Origin of the sequence: Flavobacterium sp. 316 (assembly GCF_000967805.1) — a bacterium.
GTDB lineage: Bacteria > Bacteroidota > Bacteroidia > Flavobacteriales > Flavobacteriaceae > Flavobacterium > Flavobacterium sediminilitoris.
The window spans coordinates 303222-325899 of the sequence record NZ_JYGZ01000001.1; the positions used below are offsets into that span (position 1 = coordinate 303222).

Annotated in this window: 20 protein-coding genes; 17 read left to right on the plus strand and 3 right to left on the minus strand. The window is 28.8% G+C overall.

Annotation, left to right across the window (positions count from 1 at the left end):
* Positions 1-93: 93 nt before the first annotated feature.
* From guaA to SY27_RS01400, 5 genes are all read left to right on the plus strand, one after another.
* Positions 94-1626, plus strand: coding sequence for a glutamine-hydrolyzing GMP synthase (gene guaA, locus SY27_RS01380; protein ID WP_045966714.1), 1533 nt, complete (start codon positions 94-96; stop codon positions 1624-1626).
* 94 nt (positions 1627-1720) lie between these two features.
* Positions 1721-3427 (plus strand): LysM domain-containing protein, encoded by a 1707-nt coding sequence (locus tag SY27_RS01385; RefSeq protein ID WP_045967442.1) that lies wholly within the window; start codon positions 1721-1723, stop codon positions 3425-3427.
* A 68-nt stretch (positions 3428-3495) separates the two neighbouring features.
* Complete coding sequence (locus SY27_RS01390) at positions 3496-5391, plus strand: LysM peptidoglycan-binding domain-containing protein (protein WP_045966716.1); 1896 nt, start codon at positions 3496-3498, stop codon at positions 5389-5391.
* On the plus strand, positions 5392-5796 hold the full coding sequence (locus tag SY27_RS01395) for an OsmC family protein (protein ID WP_045966718.1): 405 nt from the start codon (positions 5392-5394) through the stop codon (positions 5794-5796).
* Positions 5797-5876: 80 nt separating this feature from the next.
* On the plus strand, positions 5877-6104 hold the full coding sequence (locus tag SY27_RS01400; protein WP_045966720.1) for a DUF3820 family protein: 228 nt from the start codon (positions 5877-5879) through the stop codon (positions 6102-6104).
* A 45-nt stretch (positions 6105-6149) separates the two neighbouring features.
* Here SY27_RS01400 and SY27_RS01405 read toward each other — a convergent pair whose 3' ends face one another.
* A complete protein-coding gene (locus SY27_RS01405) occupies positions 6150-6530 on the minus strand; it encodes an RDD family protein (protein ID WP_045966722.1) in 381 nt (126 codons plus the stop codon).
* 237 nt (positions 6531-6767) lie between these two features.
* Here SY27_RS01405 and SY27_RS01410 point away from each other — a divergent pair, with 237 nt between their 5' ends.
* Genes SY27_RS01410 through proC form a run of 3 tightly spaced genes read left to right on the plus strand, consistent with a single transcriptional unit; the run spans position 6768 to position 11178 of the window.
* Positions 6768-8384: a CTP synthase gene (locus tag SY27_RS01410; RefSeq protein WP_045966723.1), complete on the plus strand. Its 1617-nt coding sequence runs from the start codon at positions 6768-6770 to the stop codon at positions 8382-8384.
* A 36-nt stretch (positions 8385-8420) separates the two neighbouring features.
* Positions 8421-10322, plus strand: a complete 1902-nt coding sequence (gene yidC, locus SY27_RS01415) for a membrane protein insertase YidC (RefSeq protein WP_045966725.1) — start codon at positions 8421-8423, stop codon at positions 10320-10322.
* Positions 10323-10368: 46 nt separating this feature from the next.
* Positions 10369-11178 (plus strand): pyrroline-5-carboxylate reductase, encoded by an 810-nt coding sequence (proC, locus tag SY27_RS01420; RefSeq protein ID WP_045966726.1) that lies wholly within the window; start codon positions 10369-10371, stop codon positions 11176-11178.
* Positions 11179-11227: 49 nt separating this feature from the next.
* On the opposite strand, the gene SY27_RS01425 is transcribed toward proC, so the two are convergent.
* The gene (locus SY27_RS01425; protein WP_045966727.1) at positions 11228-12229 is read right to left on the minus strand and encodes a fasciclin domain-containing protein; all 1002 of its coding nucleotides are present in this window, start codon (positions 12227-12229) and stop codon (positions 11228-11230) included.
* A gap of 122 nt (positions 12230-12351) precedes the next feature.
* Here SY27_RS01425 and SY27_RS01430 point away from each other — a divergent pair, with 122 nt between their 5' ends.
* The 9 genes from SY27_RS01430 to SY27_RS01470 are packed head-to-tail and all read left to right on the plus strand — an operon-like array spanning position 12352 to position 21251.
* Entirely contained in the window at positions 12352-13122 is a 771-nt protein-coding gene (locus SY27_RS01430; RefSeq protein ID WP_045966728.1) for a toxin-antitoxin system YwqK family antitoxin, read from the plus strand.
* A 9-nt stretch (positions 13123-13131) separates the two neighbouring features.
* Positions 13132-14319 carry a tRNA 2-thiouridine(34) synthase MnmA gene (gene mnmA / locus SY27_RS01435; RefSeq protein WP_045966729.1) on the plus strand — a complete coding sequence of 396 codons (1188 nt, stop codon included), beginning with the start codon at positions 13132-13134 and terminating at the stop codon, positions 14317-14319.
* 8 nt (positions 14320-14327) lie between these two features.
* Entirely contained in the window at positions 14328-15263 is a 936-nt protein-coding gene (locus SY27_RS01440) for a calcium/sodium antiporter (RefSeq protein WP_045966730.1), read from the plus strand.
* 52 nt (positions 15264-15315) lie between these two features.
* On the plus strand, positions 15316-16929 hold the full coding sequence (locus SY27_RS01445) for a S8 family serine peptidase (RefSeq protein WP_045966731.1): 1614 nt from the start codon (positions 15316-15318) through the stop codon (positions 16927-16929).
* The gene (locus SY27_RS01450) at positions 16929-17873 is read left to right on the plus strand and encodes a nitronate monooxygenase family protein (protein WP_045966733.1); all 945 of its coding nucleotides are present in this window, start codon (positions 16929-16931) and stop codon (positions 17871-17873) included. Before SY27_RS01445 ends, SY27_RS01450 begins: the two co-directional genes overlap by 1 nt.
* A gap of 9 nt (positions 17874-17882) precedes the next feature.
* Positions 17883-18293: a hypothetical protein gene (locus SY27_RS01455; RefSeq protein WP_045966735.1), complete on the plus strand. Its 411-nt coding sequence runs from the start codon at positions 17883-17885 to the stop codon at positions 18291-18293.
* Between the two features lie 60 nt (positions 18294-18353).
* The gene (pafA, locus tag SY27_RS01460) at positions 18354-19961 is read left to right on the plus strand and encodes an alkaline phosphatase PafA (protein WP_045966737.1); all 1608 of its coding nucleotides are present in this window, start codon (positions 18354-18356) and stop codon (positions 19959-19961) included.
* A complete protein-coding gene (locus SY27_RS01465) occupies positions 19962-20603 on the plus strand; it encodes a hypothetical protein (RefSeq protein ID WP_045966739.1) in 642 nt (213 codons plus the stop codon).
* Positions 20604-21251: a M48 family metallopeptidase gene (locus SY27_RS01470; RefSeq protein WP_045966740.1), complete on the plus strand. Its 648-nt coding sequence runs from the start codon at positions 20604-20606 to the stop codon at positions 21249-21251.
* Between the two features lie 15 nt (positions 21252-21266).
* Here the strand turns inward: SY27_RS01470 and lysA are convergent, their stop codons facing one another.
* A complete protein-coding gene (lysA, locus tag SY27_RS01475) occupies positions 21267-22493 on the minus strand; it encodes a diaminopimelate decarboxylase (RefSeq protein ID WP_045966742.1) in 1227 nt (408 codons plus the stop codon).
* Between the last annotated feature and the right edge of the window lie 185 nt (positions 22494-22678).

The following is a 22678-nucleotide window of genomic DNA, read 5'->3' on the forward strand; positions in this document are numbered from 1 at the left end:
CATGCTGAACTTGTTTCAGCATCTTTTTTAATATTCGAATGTATTTAAAAAAAAACAATAACAACTCAAAACTTTTAAAATAAAAGTACAACAATGCAACACAACGTATTAATTTTAGATTTTGGTTCACAATACACGCAATTAATAGCGAGAAGAGTAAGAGAGCTAAATATTTTTTGTGAAATTTTTCCATATAATAATCCTCCAAAAGATTTATCAAGCTATAAAGCAGTAATCCTTTCAGGAAGCCCATTCTCTGTTCGTGCAGAAGATGCTCCTCATCCAGATTTGTCAGAAATTAGAGGTAAAAAACCATTATTGGCAGTTTGTTATGGTGCACAATATTTAGCGCATTTTTCAGGAGGAGAAGTAGCGCCTTCAAATATTCGTGAGTACGGAAGAGCTAATTTATCTTATATTAAAGAAAACGAAACATTCTTAGAAGGAGTTGGTGCAGGAAGCCAAGTTTGGATGAGTCATTCCGATACAATTAAAGTACTTCCAACAGGAGCAGTACGTTTAGCGAGTACAAAAGATGTTGAAAATGCAGCTTATAAAATAGAAGGAGAAACTACTTATGCGATTCAGTTTCACCCAGAAGTATATCATTCAACAGACGGAAAACAAATGTTAGAAAACTTCTTAGTGAAAATTGCAGAAGTGCCACAAACCTTTACACCAAATGCTTTTGTTGAGGAAATTGTTGCCGAAATGAAAGAAAAAATCGGTAATGATAAAGTAGTTCTAGGATTGTCTGGAGGAGTAGATTCTACTGTTGCAGCAGTTTTATTAAATAAAGCCATTGGTGAAAACCTATATTGCATATTTGTAAATAATGGACTTTTACGTAAAAACGAATTCCAAAGTGTATTAGATCAATATAAAGGAATGGGATTAAACGTAAAAGGGGTTGATGCATCTAAACGTTTTTATGATGCTTTAGCAGGATTAGATGATCCAGAAGCAAAACGTAAAGCAATTGGTAATGCTTTTATTGAAGTTTTTGATGATGAAGCTCATCAATTAACTGATGTTAAATTTTTAGGGCAAGGAACAATATATCCTGATGTTATAGAATCAGTTTCAGCTACTGGCGGACCAAGTGCTACAATAAAATCACATCATAACGTAGGTGGTTTACCTGATTTTATGAAATTGAAAATCGTAGAACCATTGCGTATGTTGTTTAAAGATGAAGTACGTAGAGTAGGAGCAACTTTAGGAATTGATCCAGAATTATTAGGGCGTCATCCTTTCCCAGGTCCAGGTTTAGCAATTCGTATTTTAGGTGATATCACTCCAGAAAAAGTAGCTATCCTTCAAGAAGTAGATGCTATTTTTATAAACGGATTAAAAGAACATGGCTTATATGATAAAGTATGGCAAGCAGGAGCTATTTTACTTCCAGTAAATAGTGTTGGTGTAATGGGAGATGAGCGTACTTATGAAAAAGTAGTTGCACTTAGAGCGGTTGAATCTACAGATGGAATGACGGCAGACTGGGTACATTTACCATATGATTTCTTAATGAAAACTTCAAATGAAATTATTAATAAAGTAAAAGGCGTAAATAGAGTCGTTTATGATATCAGTTCAAAACCACCAGCAACTATTGAATGGGAATAAGAATAATATTTAGTTGAAAAAACTTTGAAAAGTCATTACAATAAATAACTTTGTAATGACTTTCTTAATTTTTAAAACAAACAAACATTCATTCATGAAATACATTTTAATTTTATTAGCATGCTCTAACCTCCTTTTTGCCCAAGAAATTAAAACAAATAACTACACAATACAACCTAAAGAAACATTGTATTCTATTTCAAAGAAATTTAATGTTTCAGTTGATGAAATCAAAAAGATTAATACAGATCTTACAGATAATTCACTTAAAATAGGGCAAGTAATTTTAATTCCAGAAAAACTTCAAAAAAAACAATCAAAATTAAATTCAAATAAGAATGAACACATTGTTCAATCACAAGAAACCCTATTTGGAATTGCTAGAAACTATAATGTATCTGTTCAAGACTTAGAAGATATAAACAAAGAGGTGTTAACAGAAGGATTACGAACAGGGCAAAAAATTAAAATTCCTAACAAGAAAAAAACATTAGATGGAAAACCAAGAATAATTACAAATGAAACAGTATTTCATAAAGTTATACTTGGTGAAACAAAATATTCAATTTCAAAAACCTATAAAATTTCTATAGAACAATTAGAAATACAAAATCCAGAAATTATAAACGGACTTGTTGAAGGAACTATATTAGCAATCAATTCGTCGGGTATAAAACCTAAGAATGAACGTGAAGAATTAATGGTTGCATTAGCCGAAAAGCAAGCTATAATTGAAAAGAGTAAAGCACAAAACTCTAAAATAGAAGATTTAGAAGATAAATTAATTGTGCAAAAAGAAATGAATCAAAAAATTATAAAATTGAATTCATTAGACGTTGATCTGAAAGAAATTGATGAATCAAAAGGGAACTCAGTTGAAAAACTAAAATTAATATTAGAATCAAATAAAAACGTTCAAGACATTCTATCATCAAAATTAGATTCATTAGTAGTGAATATGTATAATGATTTAGATAATTTAAAAAAATCAAACATAGATGATGTAGATACTTATAAAAAGCTTCAAAAAGAATCTCAAGCCAATAGAATAGAAACAAATAAAATGATTGTTCAATTAAAAAGAGACTTAAATGAATCTAGAAAGAATTATGTCGATTTAATGAACAAAGTACAACGAGTAAACGTACAACAAGAACAAGAATTAAAAAGACGTAGCAAAAGTGTAAAACAAGCCGAAGCTGAACGTGAAGCTGAATTAGAACAAATAAGAAAGATACAAGAATTACACGCAAATAGTGATAAAACAAATGAATCTCTTTTCTTTAAAATGGAAAGATTAGAAAAAGAAAAAGAATATGAGATCACAAAACGTATAGAAAAAGCAACATTTTACAGTGCTTCAGCTAGAGAATACGATGATAGACTTGCACTTCAAAAATTGATACGTTATCAAAATAAAATAAGGCAAGATAAAAAAATAATAGAAGTAGTTGAAGAACCAATGTTACTGGAAGATATTAGAATGGAAATTAAGAAGAGTAATTTTAATAAAGACAGAGTTCCAGCTATGGAAACCATTACAAATTTAAAAGATGAAGAAAATGGGTTTTATTTAGTATTGAAGATTACACAAGATACGGAGGAAAGAGATCGTTTTACAAGAGCATTGTCAGACGAAGGTGACCTAAAAACAAGCTTTTTCTATGACATCAATACTTTTTCATATTACATATATTCTCAAAAATTTAAAACATTTGAAGAAACTTTATACACAATAAAAAAGAAAGAAAGTTTACCTTTGTACGCCCAAACTACAATTGTCGAATTAAAATTGGAATAGATTTTGACAATTAAAATATAATAAAAAGTAAATAGACAAGTTATTTAATAAGATTAATAATTAAAATTATGAGAATTTTCAAGCTTTTATTTGTTTTGTTCATTTTTTCTTCATGTGTTGCAAAAACAAAACAAGACTCATTTTTAAAGCACAATGTTGAAAAAGGAGAAACAATTTTTAGTATTGCAAAAAAATACCAAATAACACCATTTGATATTTATAGACTAAATCCAGATGCTAAAAATGGTATTCAAGAAAACACGGTATTATTAATCCCGAAAAGAACAGTTAAAGAAACAAAAGCAGAAGCAGAAACAAAAAATATTGTTCATGAAGTAAAATCAAAAGAAACACTATATAGTATTGCAAAAGAATATGAAGTTACTGTAGCTCAAATTCAAGAATGGAATTCAGAACTTTTAAAGGATGGATTAAAAAAAGGACAAGAAATAATTGTTGGAAAAGAAAAGTCAGCCGTAAGTGAGAATTATGTAGAAGTGCAAAACACGAAAAATACAGTAGAAACTTTTTCTCATAAAGTACTGCCAAAAGAAACATTATACGGAATTGCAACAAAATATAATATTTCAATTGATGAAATTATAGCACAAAATCCAGATAGTAAAGATGGATTAAAAGAAGGAACAATTTTAACACTTAAAAAAGCTTCTTCAAAAACAATAACACAGGTTAACGACGCAAAATTATATACTGTAAAACCAAAGCAAACTTTATATAGTTTATCAAAAGAACTAAAACTATCACAAAAAGAACTTATAAAGCTTAATCCAGAACTTGAAGAAGGATTAAAAGAAGGCATGGTTTTAAAATTACCAAATGATTCAAAACAAGACTCTCTTTTTATAGAAAAACCATTAGTTAACTTATTAAGTACAATTAAGAAAGATAAAAAAAGAAATTTAGTACTATTATTACCATTCAATTTAAGTAAAATAGATGAAAATACAGCGTCTATTCGTCAACAAATTAAAGATACACCTCTTCTAAATTTAACTTTAGATTTTTATGCAGGAGCAATGATGGCGATAGATTCTGCAAAAGTATTAGGATTGCCAGTAAATGTGAAAATTCTAAATGTTGAAAGTACTAGAACATCATCTAATATTGCACAATTAATAAAAGATAATGATTTTTCAAATGTAGATGCAGTAATTGGACCTTTCCAAAATTCTCATGCAGAGACAACAGCAGAACTTTTATTAAAATATAATACACCAGTAATTTCTCCTCTATCTAAAGAAGTTGGTATGAAATTACCAAACCTTTATAATGCAGTTCCATCAGAAGAATATATGATAAGTAAGCTTTTTGCATACTTTAAAGAAAAGGAAGGAAATGTAGTTTCAGTAATAAGTGCTAAGAAAAAATCTACAAAAGATTTTCTAATCAAAAATTATCCTGAAGTTAAACATACTGCTTTTAATGAAAGTGGAGCAGTTGATTTAAATAACTTAAAAGCATTACTTGTAAAAGGTAAAAAGAATTTTGTAATTATAGAATCACAAACTACAAATCAAATATTGAATACAACTAATTTTTTAATGAAAATTAAAGGAGATTATGATGTTCAACTAGTTGTTTTTAAACTGAATGATTCTTTTGAATATATAGATATTCCAATTGCAAACTTAACAGAATTAAATATGTTATTCCCTTCAACTAAAAATGAAGAAGAGTTAGAAGCAGATAAAATATTTGATAAAAAATATAGAAACGAAAATGGTATTTCACCAAGCGTTCCAGCTTCAAAAGGATTTGATATTACATTTGATACAATATTGCGAATTTGCCAAGAAGAAGGATTTGCAAAATCTGTAGAGAATTATAAAACCGAATATTTTGAAAATTCATTTGATTATATAAATGACAATGGAAATATAATAAACAATGGAGTCTATTTAATGTATTATGATACTGATTTAACAATTAAACAAGTAAAATAGATGGCAACCTCAAAAATAACATATCTAGGAGAATTAAGAACTTCGTCTATACATGTAAGTTCTAATTCAGAAATTATTTCAGATGCTCCATTAGATAATAATGGTAAAGGAGAAGCCTTTTCACCAACTGATACCGTTGCAAACGCATTAGGAAGTTGTATGTTTACCGTAATGGGAATAAAAGCTCGCGATTTGAATGTTGATTTATCAGGTTCAACTGCTGAAGTAACAAAAATAATGGGAACAGAACCTAGAAGAATTACAGAAATTCATATAACTTTTAATATGAATATCAACCCAGAAGATAAAACAAAGACTATTTTAGAACGTACAGCAAATACTTGTCCTGTTCATTATAGCTTACATCCAGACATTAAAAAAGAAATTATTTTCAACTGGAAATAATGAGTCATAAATAAGGAATATTTAAAAGAGATTAGAATTATTTTTTAATCTCTTTTCTTTATATAAAATTTTAAATTGAAATGACTAACCAAGAACAACTCGTAAAATTAGCACATGCTAAAATGCCTTTTGGAAAATATAAAGATTACTATCTTATTGATTTACCAGAATATTATATTGTTTGGTATAGTAACAAAGGATTTCCAAAAGGTCAACTAGGCGAACAATTAAAACTAATTCATGAACTAAAATTAAACGGATTAGAAGAATTAATTAGAAATATTCGAAGAAATTTTCCAAAAAAATAAGCTCCATGAAGGAGCTTTATTTTTGTATATAGATGGTTTTTAAAACTATACGTTAACAACTTTTGTTTTTGCAATATTATCACCTAATCTTGGTTTGTCAGTAATAACAAGGAATGCCTCAAAAAGATTTAATAAAGGAACAGCAATTGTTACATTTCTCATTAAGCTAGTCATGAAATCTCCATCTAAAGATGAACCGTCTTCTTTTACAGCTTTGTATTTCATTATTTTTTTGCCAATACTTTGCCCTCCAAATAATGCATCTTTAAATAAGATATATCCTAATTGCAAAATATATACTATATAAATTAACCAAGACATTCCTCCTACAATTCCAGCTAAGAGACCTAATATAAGTGATGGGATAGCTAAAACTAGTCCATCAATAAATAATGCTAAAAATCTGTTTAACTTTGATACTTCCATTTTTTATAGTTTTAATTGTTAGTTCGCCAAATATAGAAAAAAAAGTTAATTTTTAATACTTTAATTTTAGAAATAAAGCCCAATTTTCATATTTATAAATTATCAAAATCCCAAATTAAGTTGTACTTTTGCCACGTTTTTTAATAAAGAAGATAGTAACTATCATATCATCTAAATGATTTGCAATTATTTACAATTATATTAGATGAGCAGAACACAACTACAAACCACAACACAATGAATCAAACAAAGTATATTTTTGTTACAGGAGGTGTAACTTCTTCCCTAGGAAAAGGAATTATAGCAGCTTCTTTAGCTAAATTGCTACAAGCAAGAGGATATAGGGCAACAATTCAAAAATTTGATCCCTATATAAATGTAGATCCAGGGACATTGAACCCTTATGAACATGGGGAATGTTATGTAACAGATGATGGAGCAGAAACAGATTTAGATTTAGGGCATTATGAGCGTTTTCTAAATGTACCAACTTCTCAAGCTAATAATGTAACTACTGGAAGAGTATATTTATCGGTCATTGAAAAAGAAAGAAGGGGAGAGTTTTTAGGAAAAACAGTTCAAGTTGTACCTCATATTACAAATGAGATTAAGCAACGTATGCAACTATTAGGACAAAGTGGCGATTATGATATTGTAATTACTGAAATTGGAGGAACAGTAGGAGATATAGAATCTCTACCTTATATAGAATCTGTACGTCAATTATTATGGGAATTAGGAGAAGAAAATGGAATTGTAATTCATTTAACATTAGTTCCTTTTTTAGCAGCAGCAGGAGAATTAAAAACAAAGCCAACACAACATTCTGTTAAAACATTAATGGAAAGTGGTATAAAAGCGGATATTCTTGTATGTAGAACAGAACACGAACTGTCTGATGATTTACGTCAAAAATTAGCATTATTTTGTAATGTTAAAAAAGAAGCAGTTATTCAATCTATAGATGCATCAACAATTTATGATGTTCCAAATTTAATGCTTGAAGAAGGATTAGATAAAGTTACCCTTAAAAAATTAGGATTACCTGAAAAGAATACTCCGGATTTAAAAAATTGGAATGAATTTTTACAAAAGCATAAAAACCCTAAACATGTAGTAAATATTGGTTTAGTAGGGAAATATGTAGAATTACAAGATTCTTATAAATCAATACTAGAAGCATTTATACATGCAGGTGCTGCCAATGAAACAAAAGTTAATGTCATTTCAATACATTCAGAGTATTTAGATGTCAAAACGGCAGAAAAACAATTAAAAGGATTAGATGGCATATTAGTTGCTCCTGGATTTGGAAATAGAGGGATTGAAGGAAAAATAGAAACAGTTAAATATGCACGTGAAAATAATATTCCATTTTTAGGAATTTGTTTAGGAATGCAAATGGCAGTTATAGAGTTTGCCAGAAATGTATTAGGATATGCAGATGCAAACTCAATTGAAATGAATGATAGTACAACTCATCCAGTTATTAATTTAATGGAAGAGCAAAAAAATATTGAAAATAAAGGAGGAACCATGCGATTAGGAGCATGGAAATGTAATTTGAAAGAAAATACGTTGGCACATACTATTTATGGAAAAACAGAAATATTAGAACGTCATCGTCATCGTTACGAATATAACGGAAAGTATTTAAACGAATTAGAAAATGCTGGTTTAAAAGCTTCAGGATTAAATCCAGACACGGGCTTAGTTGAAGTAGTAGAAATACAAAATCACCCATTTTTTATAGGAGTTCAATACCATCCAGAATATAAAAGTACTGTTGCAAACCCACACCCACTTTTTGTGAGTTTAGTTGCTGCTGCGGTTCAACATAAAAATAAAAAATAACTGTTTACTACTACTGTAAACTGAATACTATTTTAAATGGAAGAAAAAAAGTTTGATTTTAAATCAATTATCGGATTTGTATTAATCTCTGGAGTTTTAATGTGGATGATGTATTCAAATACACCAACTGCTGAAGAATTAAAGGAAAAAGAAAAATTAGAACAAGCAAAGAAAGAGCAAAAACAAGAAGTTGAAACAATTGCAGACAAAGCCATTGAAACAATTTCTTCTGGAACGGATTCATTATCGCAAGCAAAAGCAAAAGAAACACTAGGATCATTTGCTTATTCAGCTACTTTGCCTTCAGCAAAAAACGATTTTACAGAAATTAAAAACGATGTTCTTTCCTTAAAAATAGCAAATAAAGGTGGATATATTGTAGAAGCTACAGTACTAGGATTTGATCAATTTGAACAAGATTCAAAAAAACCAATTAAACTTATACAAGAAAATAATGCTAATTTTGATTTAGCAATTAGCACAGCAGATAATCGTGTGTTACATACAAAAGATTTATTCTTTGAGCCTAAACTCTCAAAAGAAGGAGAAAATCAAGTAGTAACAATGCGTTTAAAAGCAGGCCCAAATCAATTTTTAGAATATAGATATGTTTTAAAACCAGGAGAATACATGTTAGACTTTGCAATTCGCTCGCAAGGTTTAGAAAATGTGATCAATCCATCAAAAGCTATTGATTTAGAATGGCAATTAAAATCATATCGTAATGAAAAAAGTATTTCTTACGAAAACAGATATACAGAATTAGTTTTTGAATATGAAAACGGAAAAGATGATTATTTAAATGCAGCAAAAGATTCAGAAGATGAAGCAATTGACGTTTCTTATATAGCTTTTAAACAACATTTATTCACGTCAATTCTTTTAACAGATACGCCTTTTAAAACAGCAAAATTCAAATCAGATAATTTAGTAGAAGACACAGAAAAAGATACTATTTTTACAAAGAATTTTGTAGCTCAATTACCATTAGAAGTTAAAAATGGAGCTGTAAACTATAATATGAATTGGTATTATGGACCATCTAAATACGATATTTTAAATAAATATGATAAAAATTTAGATGAAATAATGCCATTAGGTTGGGGAATTTTCGGATGGATAAACCGTTATATTTTTATTCCAGTATTTGGATTTATTAGCGGATTTTTACCATTTGGTATTGCAATCATTGTTTTTACTATTTTAGTACGTATAGCAATGTCACCTGTTACATATAAATCTTATGTTTCTCAAGCTAAAATGAAGGTTTTACGACCAGAAATTGCAGAATTGAATGAAAAATTCAAAGACAATGCAATGAAGAAACAACAAGAAACAATGAAATTATATTCAAAAGCAGGAGTAAACCCTATGGCAGGATGTTTACCAGCATTAATGCAAATGCCTGTTTTCTATGCATTGTTTCAGTTCTTCCCATCTATGTTTGATTTAAGACAACAAGGATTCCTTTGGGCAGATGATTTATCTTCGTATGATGCTATTTTAACTTGGAAACAACATATTCCAGTTATTACATTCATTACAGGAAATCATATAAGTTTGTTTGCATTATTAGCAGCTATAGCAATTTTCTTTTATATGAAAATGACAACAGGAGATCAGCAAATGAGCGCACCTACACAAGAAGGAATGCCTGATATGGGGAAAATAATGAAAGTAATGCTCTATATTTCACCATTAATGATGTTGTTCTTCTTTAATAGCTACGCATCTGGTTTATCATTATATTATTTTGTGTCAAATTTAATTACTATTGGAATTATGTTAGTAATTAAAAATTACATTGTAAAAGAAGATAAAATTTTAGCTAAAATTCAAGAAAATAAATCAAAACCCAAAAAGGAAAGTAAGTTCCAAAGAAAAATGAGGGAAATGATGGAACAAGCTGAAGCGCAAAAAAACGCAAATAAAAAATAATTTTGAAAGCCCTGCATATTGCAGGGTTTTTTATTACAAACAAAACATGAAAACACTTATAATAGGTTATGGAAATATGGGGCAAACTTACGCGAATAGTTTTGTAAGTTCAGGCTTTGTATCTTCAAAAGATATTTTTATTCTAAGCAGAAGCGAAGTTGATAAGAAGCAACGACTTTCAATTGATAAAGCAAATTTTCATCTTATTCCTTCATTCATTACTTTTGATGTTGATATTATTATTTTAGCTGTTAAACCTCAAGATTTTAATGATTTAGTAATAAATATTAAACCTTTTATAAAAGAAGAACACGTTATTCTATCTGTTATGGCAGGAATTACAATAGAGACAATTCAAAATAAATTGAACTGTAAGAAAGTAGTGCGATCAATGCCTAATATTCCAACTCAAATTGGCTTAGGAATGACTGTTTTTTCAGCCTCATCAAACGTTGATAGAAAGGAACTTTTCATTATTCAAAATTTAATAAATACTACAGGTAAATCAATTTATATTGAAAAAGAAGAAATGTTAAATGCAGCTACAGCAGTTTCAGGAAGTGGACCAGCTTATGTTTTTTATTTTATGAATGCTATGATTCAAGCAGCAATTGAATTAGGTTTTACACAATCGGAAGCAGAGTTCTTAGTAAATCAAACATTTATAGGAGCTGTTCAATTGCAAAATCGAAGTAAAATTGAATTAAAAGAATGGATTGTTAAAGTTTCATCTAAAGGAGGAACTACCGAAGCGGCTTTAGAAATTTTTAATCAAAATAAAATTCAAAACAATATTCAAAAAGGAATTAAATCAGCAAATAAAAGAGCGGAAGAACTTGGGAAAAATCAAGCATAAAAAAATCTCGATTTAGATTCTAAATCGAGATTTTTTCATTTTTTATACATTATAAATTTGGCTGTAATACTTTGTCAATTGTATGAATAATTCCATTTGAGCATTGTATATTAACAGGAGCTATAATATTAGCTTGTGTTGTAGCCTGATCTGTTATTTTAGGAATAGAAGGCTCGCTTAAATCAATTGTAATATCTTGTGATGGATCAGTAATCATAGATATTACTTGTTCATCAGTTAAAGATGTAGATAATATATTTCCAAGTGAAGTAACATGATATTGTAAAATTGTAGAAACTTGAGATGGAGTTGCTCCAACCGCAAAGCCACTTCCAGTTGTAGCAGTTGTAAAGGCATCATTTGTAGGAGCAAATATTGTTAAAGGTATTGTGTTTTCTGTTAAAGCATTTGAAACAGCACTTTGATTTCCAAATCCATTTCCATTGCTATCTGTGCTTGTTACAGCAGTTGCTAAAGTAGAAAATGTTGGATTTGCCTTTATATGATCAATTATAGTTGCTAAATTTATTATTTTATCAACTTCATGAATAACACCGTTTGAAGCTAAAATATCAGTTCTTATAATCATTGAAATTCCATTTATCTTTGTGTTTTCTCCGTTCTCTCCAGTATCAAGATATATACTTAAATTATTTGTAGAAGAAGCAAAACCTTTGGCTAATGAATTTATATAACCTGTTGTAAATGTTGTTGAAAGCATTTTTTCATTAGCAACATGATTTAATATTATTTCTTTTAATGTGTTAACAGGTATATCATTTATGGAAGAAAAACCGTTATCTAGTAAAAAAGTATCAAAAGCATCATTTGTAGGAGCAAAAAAAGTAAAAGGCCCATTTTGGTCTAATGTTTGTGTTAAACCAGTTTTGTCTAAAGCTTCAATTAACGTGCTGAATTGAGGGTTTTTAGATGTGATCGCTGAAATACTATTTCTAACAGGTGTAACAATGTCATCATCAGAGCAAGAAAACATCATTATAAATGTTATAGCGATTAAAGTTAATTTGATTAATTTTGCAAAGTTTTTCATAGTAATTCAATTGTTTAAGCAAATCTAAAAATATTAAATAAAAAAAAGCTATTTAATGTATAAAAGAGTGTGTCAAATATAGTTTATACTTTCACATTCTAAACCAATAAAAATATAGATAAATGTTAATAAAAAAAATAATTTCCAGTTTTATCCTTCTTATGTGTTGTTTTACAACTTTTTCTCAGGAAGAAATAAACAAATTTGATGATAAAGGTGACCGCCATGGCTTGTGGAAAGGAAATCATGAAAAATCTAAAAGACCACGATATGAAGGTAGCTTTAATCATGGAAAAGAAATAGGAGTTTTTAATTATTTTGATGATACTAAAGAAGGAACAATCATTGCTACACGCGATTTCTCTAAAGGAGATGGTTCATGTTATGTTATTTTTTACAATCAAAAGAAAGATAAAGTTAGCGAAGGGAAATTAGTAAATAAAGTACCAGAAGGAGAATGGAAATACTATCATTTTGAAAGTAAACAATTGATGACAATTGAAAACTATAAATCAGGAAAATTGAACGGTAAAAAGAAAATTTTTTATAAAGATGGAAGTTTAGCAGAAGAATCAAATTATTTAGATGGAAAATTAGAGGGAACTTATAAAAAGTATGCAGAAAATGAAACCATTTTAGAAGAGATAAATTATAAAAAAGGACAATTGAATGGTGTTGCAATTTATTATGATGGAGAAGGGAAGATAAGTTTGAAAGGACAATACAAGAATGATAAAAAATGGGGATATTGGGAAACATATGAAAACGGAAAATTAAGCAAGAAAGAAAAAATATCAAAGGATACCAGAAAGACTTTTAAATTAAAAAGTGGCGATGATGGAAAATTATATCCTTCAGATTTGAAAGTGAAAAATGAAAGTGAAAAAAAATAATTTTAAAAGATGAAAAGAGTAGTAGTAGGACTTTCAGGAGGAGTAGATTCTAGTGTAGCAGCATATTTATTACAAGAACAAGGATATGAAGTAATAGGACTTTTTATGAAAAATTGGCACGATGATTCAGTGACCATTTCAAATGAATGTCCATGGTTAGAAGATAGTAATGATGCACTTTTAGTTGCTGAAAAGCTAGGAATACCTTTTCAAACAGTAGATTTATCAGAAGAATACAAAGAAAAAATTGTTGATTACATGTTCAAAGAGTATGAACAAGGAAGAACACCAAATCCAGATGTATTATGCAATAGAGAAATTAAATTTGATGTATTCATGAAAATTGCAATGTCATTAGGAGCTGATTATGTAGCAACAGGACATTACTGTAGAAAAGGAATTATAGAAAATAATGGAGAAGAAGTATATCAATTATTAGCAGGAAAAGACGACAATAAAGATCAATCTTATTTCTTATGTCAGTTGTCACAAGAACAACTATCAAAAGCATTATTTCCTATTGGTGAATTAACAAAACCTGAAGTAAGAGAAATTGCAGCTAAATTAGACTTGATTACAGCAGAAAAGAAAGATTCACAAGGACTTTGCTTTATTGGGAAAGTACGTTTACCAGAATTTTTACAGCAAAAATTACAACCAAAAGAAGGAATAATCATAGAAGTATCATCAGATGCCGATATTTTTAATGAAACGACTATGAAATTTTCAAATGAAGAAGAAGCATTTGCATTCGAATCGAGAAATAGAGATTACACGAATGAAAGAGGAAAAGTAGTAGGAAAACACCAAGGTGCTCACTATTTTACAAAAGGACAAAGAAAAGGATTAAATGTAGGAGGAACAAAAGAAGCACTATTTGTTATTGAAACAGATGTTGAAAAAAACATTATTTATACAGGTCAAGGAAGCAGTCATCCAGGATTATATAAAAAAGCATTATTCATCAAAAACGAAGAAGTACATTGGATACGAGAAGACCTTTCTTTACAACCTAATGAAACAATGGAAGTAATGGCTCGTATTCGTTATCGTCAACCTTTACAAAAAGCGACATTACATCAATTTGAAAATGGAATGTATGTTGTGTTTAATGAACCTCAATCAGCAATTACTGAAGGACAATTTGTAGCTTGGCACAAAGATGACGAAGTTTTAGGTAGTGGTGTAATTTCTTAAATTTTTATATGAACGTATTATTTATTATTGTAGGACTAGTATTATTAGTCGTGGGAGGAAATTGGTTATTAAAATCATCAGTAGGACTTTCCTTACGACTTAATATATCTAAAATTATCGTTGGTTTAACCGTTGTTTCATTTGCAACTTCTGCACCAGAAATGATCGTGAGTGTTCAAGCAGCATTAGATGGTTTCCCAGATATTGCATTAGGAAATGTTATCGGATCAAACATTGGAAATATAGGTTTAGTATTAGGAGTTGTTTTATTGATTAATACCATTCAAGTTGATAATAGTTTTTATGTTACCGATTGGCCTACAAAAATGCTTGCTTCAACACTATTATTCATTTTTTTAATAATTGATGGAGGTTTAACACGTATTGATGGTTTAATATTTATTTTTGTTTTAGCTATATTTCTAATAATATTGATAAAGAAGAACAAAAGAGTACAGGTAGAGCTAGAAGTTTCAGAAGAAGAAAACATGCCATATCTGAAAATTATTGGATTTCTTGCTTTAGGAGGTGTAGCATTATGGGGTGGTTCTGAACTTTTAGTAAAAGGAGCTGTTAATTTGGCGGAAAATGTAGGAGTAAGTAAACGAGTAATTGCTGTAACAGTAGTTTCAATAGGAACAAGTATTCCAGAATTAGCATCATCAATAATTGCTGCAATTAAAAAAGAAAATGATATTTCAATTGGAAATATCATAGGATCAAATATTTTTAATATACTAAGCGTGTTAGGTGTTACGGCAATAATTAAACCTATTGAAAAAGTAGATGTAAGAATTGTTGAACAAGATATTTATTGGATGTTAGGTTTCGCATTTATTTTATTGCCACTAGTAATATTTCCTAAGCGTGGAAGTTTAAGCTTTAAAGAAGGTATTTTATTATTAATGGCTTATGGTACCTTTTTATATTTTACAGTTATTTAGCAATCTAATGCTCAGATTTTCATATATTTGATTGTGAATAATATATGTAAACATGAATATAAAATTACAATTACTATTTGTTTTTTTTACAGGAATAATAATAGCACAAGAAGATGCATGGGTTTATTTTACAGATAAGCCTGATGCATCTTATTATATGAATAATCCACTTGAAATGCTTTCTCAAAGAGCATTAGATAGAAGAACAAACCAAAATATTCAATTAGACGATTTAGATATCCCTATTTCAATAATATATATAAATGAAATTGAAAATACTTCAGGAATCTCGGTTTTAGCCAAGTCAAAATGGTTAAATGCATTACATATTAGAGGAACACAAACAGATATTCAAGCGCTAACAAATTATAACTTTGTAGATCATATTCAGTTTGCAAATCATACATTAAATCCATCAAATAGATCGTCAAATGCTCAAAGAGCGAATAATATTTATGATAAATTTGAAGTCTTAGCAGATTTTAATTACGGGAACTCAAATAATCAAATTCAAATGTTAAACGGACATTTACTACACGAACAAGATTATACAGGTCAAGGAAAAATAATTGCTATTCTTGATGCTGGATTTCCAGGAGTTAATACTGCACAACCATTTCAAAGACTTTTTGATAATAATTTAATTTTAGGAGGATACAATTTTCCTGATAGAGATACAAATATTTATACTAGACACTATCATGGGACAAATGTACTTTCTACAATGGGAGGATTTTCTGATGGAGAACTTGTAGGAACAGCTCCTGATGCTCAATATTATTTGTTTATTACAGAAGATTCAACATCAGAAAATCCTGTTGAAGAATCGTATTGGGTAGAAGCACTAGAAATGGCTGATAGTTTAGGAGTTGACATAATAAACTCATCATTAGGCTATACTAATTATGATAACATAAATTATAGTTATGATTATTCAAAACGCAATGGTGAAATAGGATTTGCATCTCGTGGTGCTTCTTTAGCTATGTCAAAAGGAATTGTTTGTGTAGTGAGCGCAGGTAATGACGGAAATAAACAAGAAAAGCATATTAGTATTCCTGCTGATGCAGAGAATATATTAGCAGTAGGAGCAGTAACTAATACAGAAAGTTACGCTTCCTTTAGTTCAATTGGAACTTCATTTGATGGAAGAGTAAAACCCGATGTATGTGCTAAAGGGCAAGGAGTAACAATAAGTAATCCATCGGGAAATATACTTTCTAATGGAAATGGAACTTCTTTTGCTAGCCCTATTTTGGCAGGAATGATTGCTTCATTTTGGTCTGCTGTTCCAAATTTAACAGCATCTCAAGTTATAAAATATGTAAAAGAGTCAGCCGATCAATTTTCAACACCAGATCAATACAAAGGATACGGAGTTCCAGACTTTCAGTTAGCAATTACAAATGTACTATCATCTCAAAACGTAACTCTTTCTGTTGTTTCAATTTATCCAAATCCATTTACTAATGTATTGAAGATTAAACAAAATAAAAATGTAATAGGAAAGTTTGTTTTGTATAATAATTTGGGAATGAAAGTTTTAGATGTTAATGTTATTAATGACGAACAAGATATTCAATTAGAAACATTATCATCAGGAATTTATCTCTATGATTTTTCTTCTAATAATATTAACTTGCAAGGAAAATTAATCAAACAATAATGAATAAAATCACACAACTTTTCAATATAAAATATCCAATAATACAAGGAGGAATGATATGGAACAGTGGCTATAAATTAGCAAGTGCTGTTAGTAATGCAGGAGGATTAGGGTTAATTGGAGCAGGATCAATGTATCCTGATGTTTTAAGAGAACATATTCAAAAATGTAAAAAAGCAACCAATAAACCTTTTGGCATAAATGTTCCAATGTTATATCCAAACATTGAAGAAATTATGCAAATTATAATAGAAGAAGGAGTTAAAATAGTATTCACTTCGGCTGGAAATCCTAAAACATGGACTTCATTTTTAAAAGAAAATAATATTACAGTTGTACATGTTGTAAGTAGCTCAAAGTTTGCACTAAAAGCGCAAGAAGCAGGAGTTGATGCAGTTGTTGCTGAAGGATTTGAAGCAGGAGGACACAATGGAAGAGAAGAAACGACTACATTAACATTAATTCCTATGGTGAGAGAAAAAATTTCTATACCATTAATTGCTGCGGGAGGAATAGCAACAGGAAGAGGAATGTTGGCCGCTATGACATTAGGAGCAGATGGAGTTCAAATGGGAAGTAGATTTGCAGCTTCAATAGAATCTAGTTCACATGACAATTTTAAAAATACAATCATAGAAACAAACGAAGGAGATACTGTATTAACATTGAAAGAATTAGCTCCAGTACGTTTAATAAAGAATAAATTTTTCAATGAAGTTCAAGAATTATATGCTAAATGTCCAACTCCAGAAGAATTGAAAACATTATTAGGAAGAGCAAGAGCAAAAAGAGGGATGTTTGAAGGGGATTTAGAAGATGGAGAATTAGAAATCGGACAAATAGCTGGATTAATTCATGATATTTTACCTGTTGAAACTATTGTTGATAATGTAATGAGTGAATTTCGTCTTGCAAAAAAAGAAATAAGTAATTTTGATTTTTAAATTATCCAGATGAAATTATTAAAATATATAGTCTTCGTAGTATTATTTTCTGTAAATTTTTTAAATGCACAGCAATTTAATTTTAAAACCACATCTTTATCTGTTCTTCAAAAAAATAGAAATGGTGATTGGGGAAAATGGACAACACCAAAACCAACAAATATTATCGTAAAGTTAGATTATGAAAAGAATAAAATTGTAATCTATTCAAGCGAAATCCAACACTATAGAATCGTAGAATATCTTCCAAAAGAAACTTCAAAAACAGATGAAATCAATTCTTATTTATGTAAAAATATAGAAAGTATTCCTGTGAAAATTTCATTTATAGTACGAAAAGATTTGAAAAATAAAACACAATTATACGTTTACAATGAAGACTTTATCTTTTGTTATGATATAGTTGAAATGATAGAGTAACGTTTACTTTATATAACTTTACACAAAATTTAATTCCCAAAATATTTATACTTTTTAATTATGAAAAAGTTTTTAGTATTTCTTGCATTCACTTATTTATCATGTATCAATGCACAAGAGAAACCCAAACTTGTTGTTGGTATTGTAGTTGACCAAATGAAAATGGAATATTTATATCGATTTTCAAATGATTTTTCAGAAAATGGATTCAAACGTTTAATGAACAAAGGATTTACTTTTCATAATATGCACTATAATTATATGCCTACATACACTGGTCCAGGTCATGCAGCTGTTTACACAGGAACAACACCAAGTGTAAATGGAATTGTAGGAAATACATGGTTTAATAAAGCCATTGGAAAAGATATGTATTGTACTGATGATGCAGATGTAATTACTATTGGAAATGGAACAGAAAGTGAAGGGAAAATGTCTCCAAAAAATTTATTAAGTACAACCATCACTGACGAGCTAAAATTGTCAACTAATTTTAAAGGAAAAGTAATTGGAATAAGTTTAAAAGATAGAGGAGCAATTCTTCCGGCCGGACATTTTGCAGATTGGGCATTTTGGTACAGTAAAACCGGTTCTTTTATTTCAAGTACTTTTTATGGTACTACTTTGCCAGATTGGGTTTCTAAATTTAATGAAGAGAAAAACTACGAAAAATATTTAAACACAAAATGGGAATTATTTAAACCTAAAGAAGTCTATAATGAAAGTTTAAACGATAATAATCCTTATGAAGGGAAAATGTTTAAAAAAACACCATTTTTTCCATACAACATGAAGGAAATGTATGAAAATAATGATGCGGGTGTTTTACGATCAACACCTTTTGGAAATAATCTATTAGCTGATTTTGCAATGAAAGCTATTGAAAAAGAGAATTTAGGAAAAGATGAAATAACCGATTTTCTAACAGTTAGTTTTTCTTCAACAGATTATATCGGACATCTTTTAGGACCAAGATCTATTGAATTACAAGATGCTTATTTACGCTTAGATCAAACCATTGCTGATTTTTTAGCATATTTAGACAAAACAGTAGGAAAGAATAATTATTTAGTATTTTTAACAGCAGATCACGCAGGAGCAGAAAATGTAACGTATTTAAAAGACAATAAATACGATGTATCTACTATTAATTCTAGAAAATTTAAAAATGATTTAGAAGCGTTTTCTAAAGAAAAATATGGAGAAAATATTGTTTTAGATTATTCAAATTCAAATATATTTTTCAATAAAGAACTTATAAAGATTAATGATCTTGATTTAGATGAAGTTAAAAAAACATTTAAAGAATTCATATACAAACAAAAATTCATTAGAAGAGTATACACAGACGATGAAATTCTAAATGCTTCAGGAAGTGATATGTATTTAAAGTTTATCGCAAATGGATATGATCCTATACAAAATGGAGAATTAGTAATCTTAGAAAAGCCAGCATTTTTAGAATATGGTGCAACAGGAACAACTCACGGTTCTCCTTATACTTATGACACACACGTACCACTGTTGTTTTATGGATGGAATATTACGCCAGGAAAATCGTATGATAAAAAAGAAATCACTCAAATTGCACCTACATTAGCTTTAAAATTAAAAATTACTCTTCCAAACGGAACAGAGGCTAAAGTTTTGGAAGAAATATTAGATTAAATGGAATTTGTAACCTATAGAAAATATCCAAATCAAGAATCAGCAATTTATGTAGTAAATCTTCTTAAAAAGAATGATATAGCTAATGAGTTTATTGAAAATAAATCCACATTAGACGCTAATTTTAGTAGTAGTTTATTAGATGAATTTGAAGTGAAAATTGCACAAGAAGATTTTGTTAAAGCAGATGAAATAATAGTAAAAGATTCTGAAGAATATTTAAAAACATTACCGCAAGATTATTATTTGTATTCATTCTCAAATGAAGAACTAAAAGAAATTATTGAAAAAAGAGATGAATGGAATGATTTAGATTATACATTAGCCATCAATCTTTTAAAATCTAGAGGAGTTGAAATAACAGAACAAGAAATATTAGAAGTAAAAAATAAAAGAATTGAGGAACTAAGAAAACCAGAAAAGCGTTCAACTATATGGATTAACGTAGGATATTGTTCTGCAATTCTTGGTGGGTTTTTAGGTTTTGTAATTGGATATTTACTTTTGACACAGAAAAAAACACTTCCTAATGGAGAGCGCATTTTTGCACACACATTAGAAGATAGAAAACACGGAAAAAAAATATTATATTTTGGTATGTTTTTTTTCATGTTTTATATTTTTTATTATTTTGTAGTGTAGATGAAGCTAAAAGTAATTAGAATTTTTGCAATTGTTTTTTTGGTGGTTACTTCTATTAGTATTTTAACAACTTTTATAATATGGATTGTTAGTTTTTCATACGCTTCAAAGTACAATTCTGTTGATTCTATAGAGAAGGATGAAAAATTTTTATATGAAGAAAAAGTTAAGATTTATTCTTTAAAATTGGATAGTTTATTAGAAGTAAATCCTTTACAGGCTGAATTATTTGCAGATAAACTTCATGGTAAATTTAAAAAAGAGTTTGCTTTTTTAAACTATAAAGCACTCTCTTTATATAAACAAAAGAAATATCAAGAAGCTTTAGTAGTTTTGAAAGAGAGTAGGGAAAGTTCTTATTTTAGGTACTTAGAAGATCAAGATTTAAATGCGAATAATATAGCTGCTTGTTTTGAAGTATTAAAAGAATATGATTCTGCGATTGTTTATTATAAAAAAGTGAAAAGAAATGACGTTTTATTTGAATTAGGGAGATGTTATAGTATAATAAAACAAAAAGATAGTGCTTTATTTTATTATGGGAAGAAACTCGAACAAATTGAAAAGTTCGATAATAAAATCAACTACATTAATGAGATGGATTTTCTTAAATATAAAATAGATTCTATAAAAAAAGCTTCTCATTAAAGAAGCTTTTTTCATTTATACTAGAATGTTTTCATTGAAAACATCGATTTCAACTTGATTACGAAGAATATCTTCAAATGTTTCTCTTTGTCTTATTAGATGTCCTTTTCCGTTTAACCAAAGTACTTCTGCTGGTTTCACTCTAGAATTATAATTAGATGCCATAGAAAAACAATACGCACCTGCATTATGAAAAGATAAGATATCACCTTCATGAATTTCAGAAATTCTTCTATTATTTGCAAAAGTATCTGTTTCACAAATATAACCCACAACAGAGTAGTAACGCTCTTTTCCTTTTGGATTAGAAATATTTTCAATATGATGTTGAGAACCGTAAAGCATTGGTCTAATCAAATGATTAAAACCACTATCAATTCCTGCAAAAACAGTAGAAGTTGTTTGTTTTACTACATTTACTTTCGCTAAAAAATAACCAGCTTCACTTACTAAAAATTTTCCAGGTTCAAAAGCTAATGTTAATGGTCTTCCATATTCTTTTTCAAATGCTAAAAAGCGTTTTGTCAATTTTTTACCAAATTCCTCTACATTCGTTTCAATATCACCTTTTTTGTAAGGTACTTTAAAACCACTACCAAAGTCGATAAATTCTAATTCCTTGAAGTTTTTTGCTGTTTCAAATAGAATTTCAGCAGCATATAAAAAGACATCAACATCAAGAATATCAGAACCAGTATGCATGTGAATTCCATTGATATTCATTTTTGTATTTTCAATTATCCTTAGAAGATGAGGCAATTGATGTATAGAAATACCAAATTTACTATCAATATGTCCTACAGATATGTTAGCGTTTCCACCAGCCATTACATGCGGATTTATTCTTACGCAAACAGGTGTTTTTGGGTGTTTTGTTCCAAATTGTTCTAATATGGATAAATTATCAATATTAATTTGAACACCTAGTTCAGCAACTCTTTCAATTTCTTCTAAAGAAACACCATTTGGAGTATACATAATTTCACTAGGATCAAAACCAGCATGTAAACCTAACATTACTTCTTCAAACGAAACGGTATCTAAACCTGAACCAAGGTTTTTTAATACCTTTAATACAGATAAATTTGATAATGCTTTTACAGCATAGTGTATTTTAAACTGCTCAACTTTTGAAAAAGCTTGCGTTAATCTGTTATATTGAGATTCTATTTTCTCAGCATTATAAACATATAATGGAGAGCTATGTTCTTCTACTAATTGTAATAAATCTTGATTTTTCATTCTAATATTTTTTGCAAATTAAAGGTATTTTTACTTTTTACTTCAAAAATAAAACATAATTAAACAAAAAATAACAAATTGTTTTAAATATAACATTTTATTAATGTGTTGTTCAACCAAAATTAGAAGATTAGATTGTTATGCTTTTAAATAATACTTAAAAATGTTAGCCAATTAAAAATTAG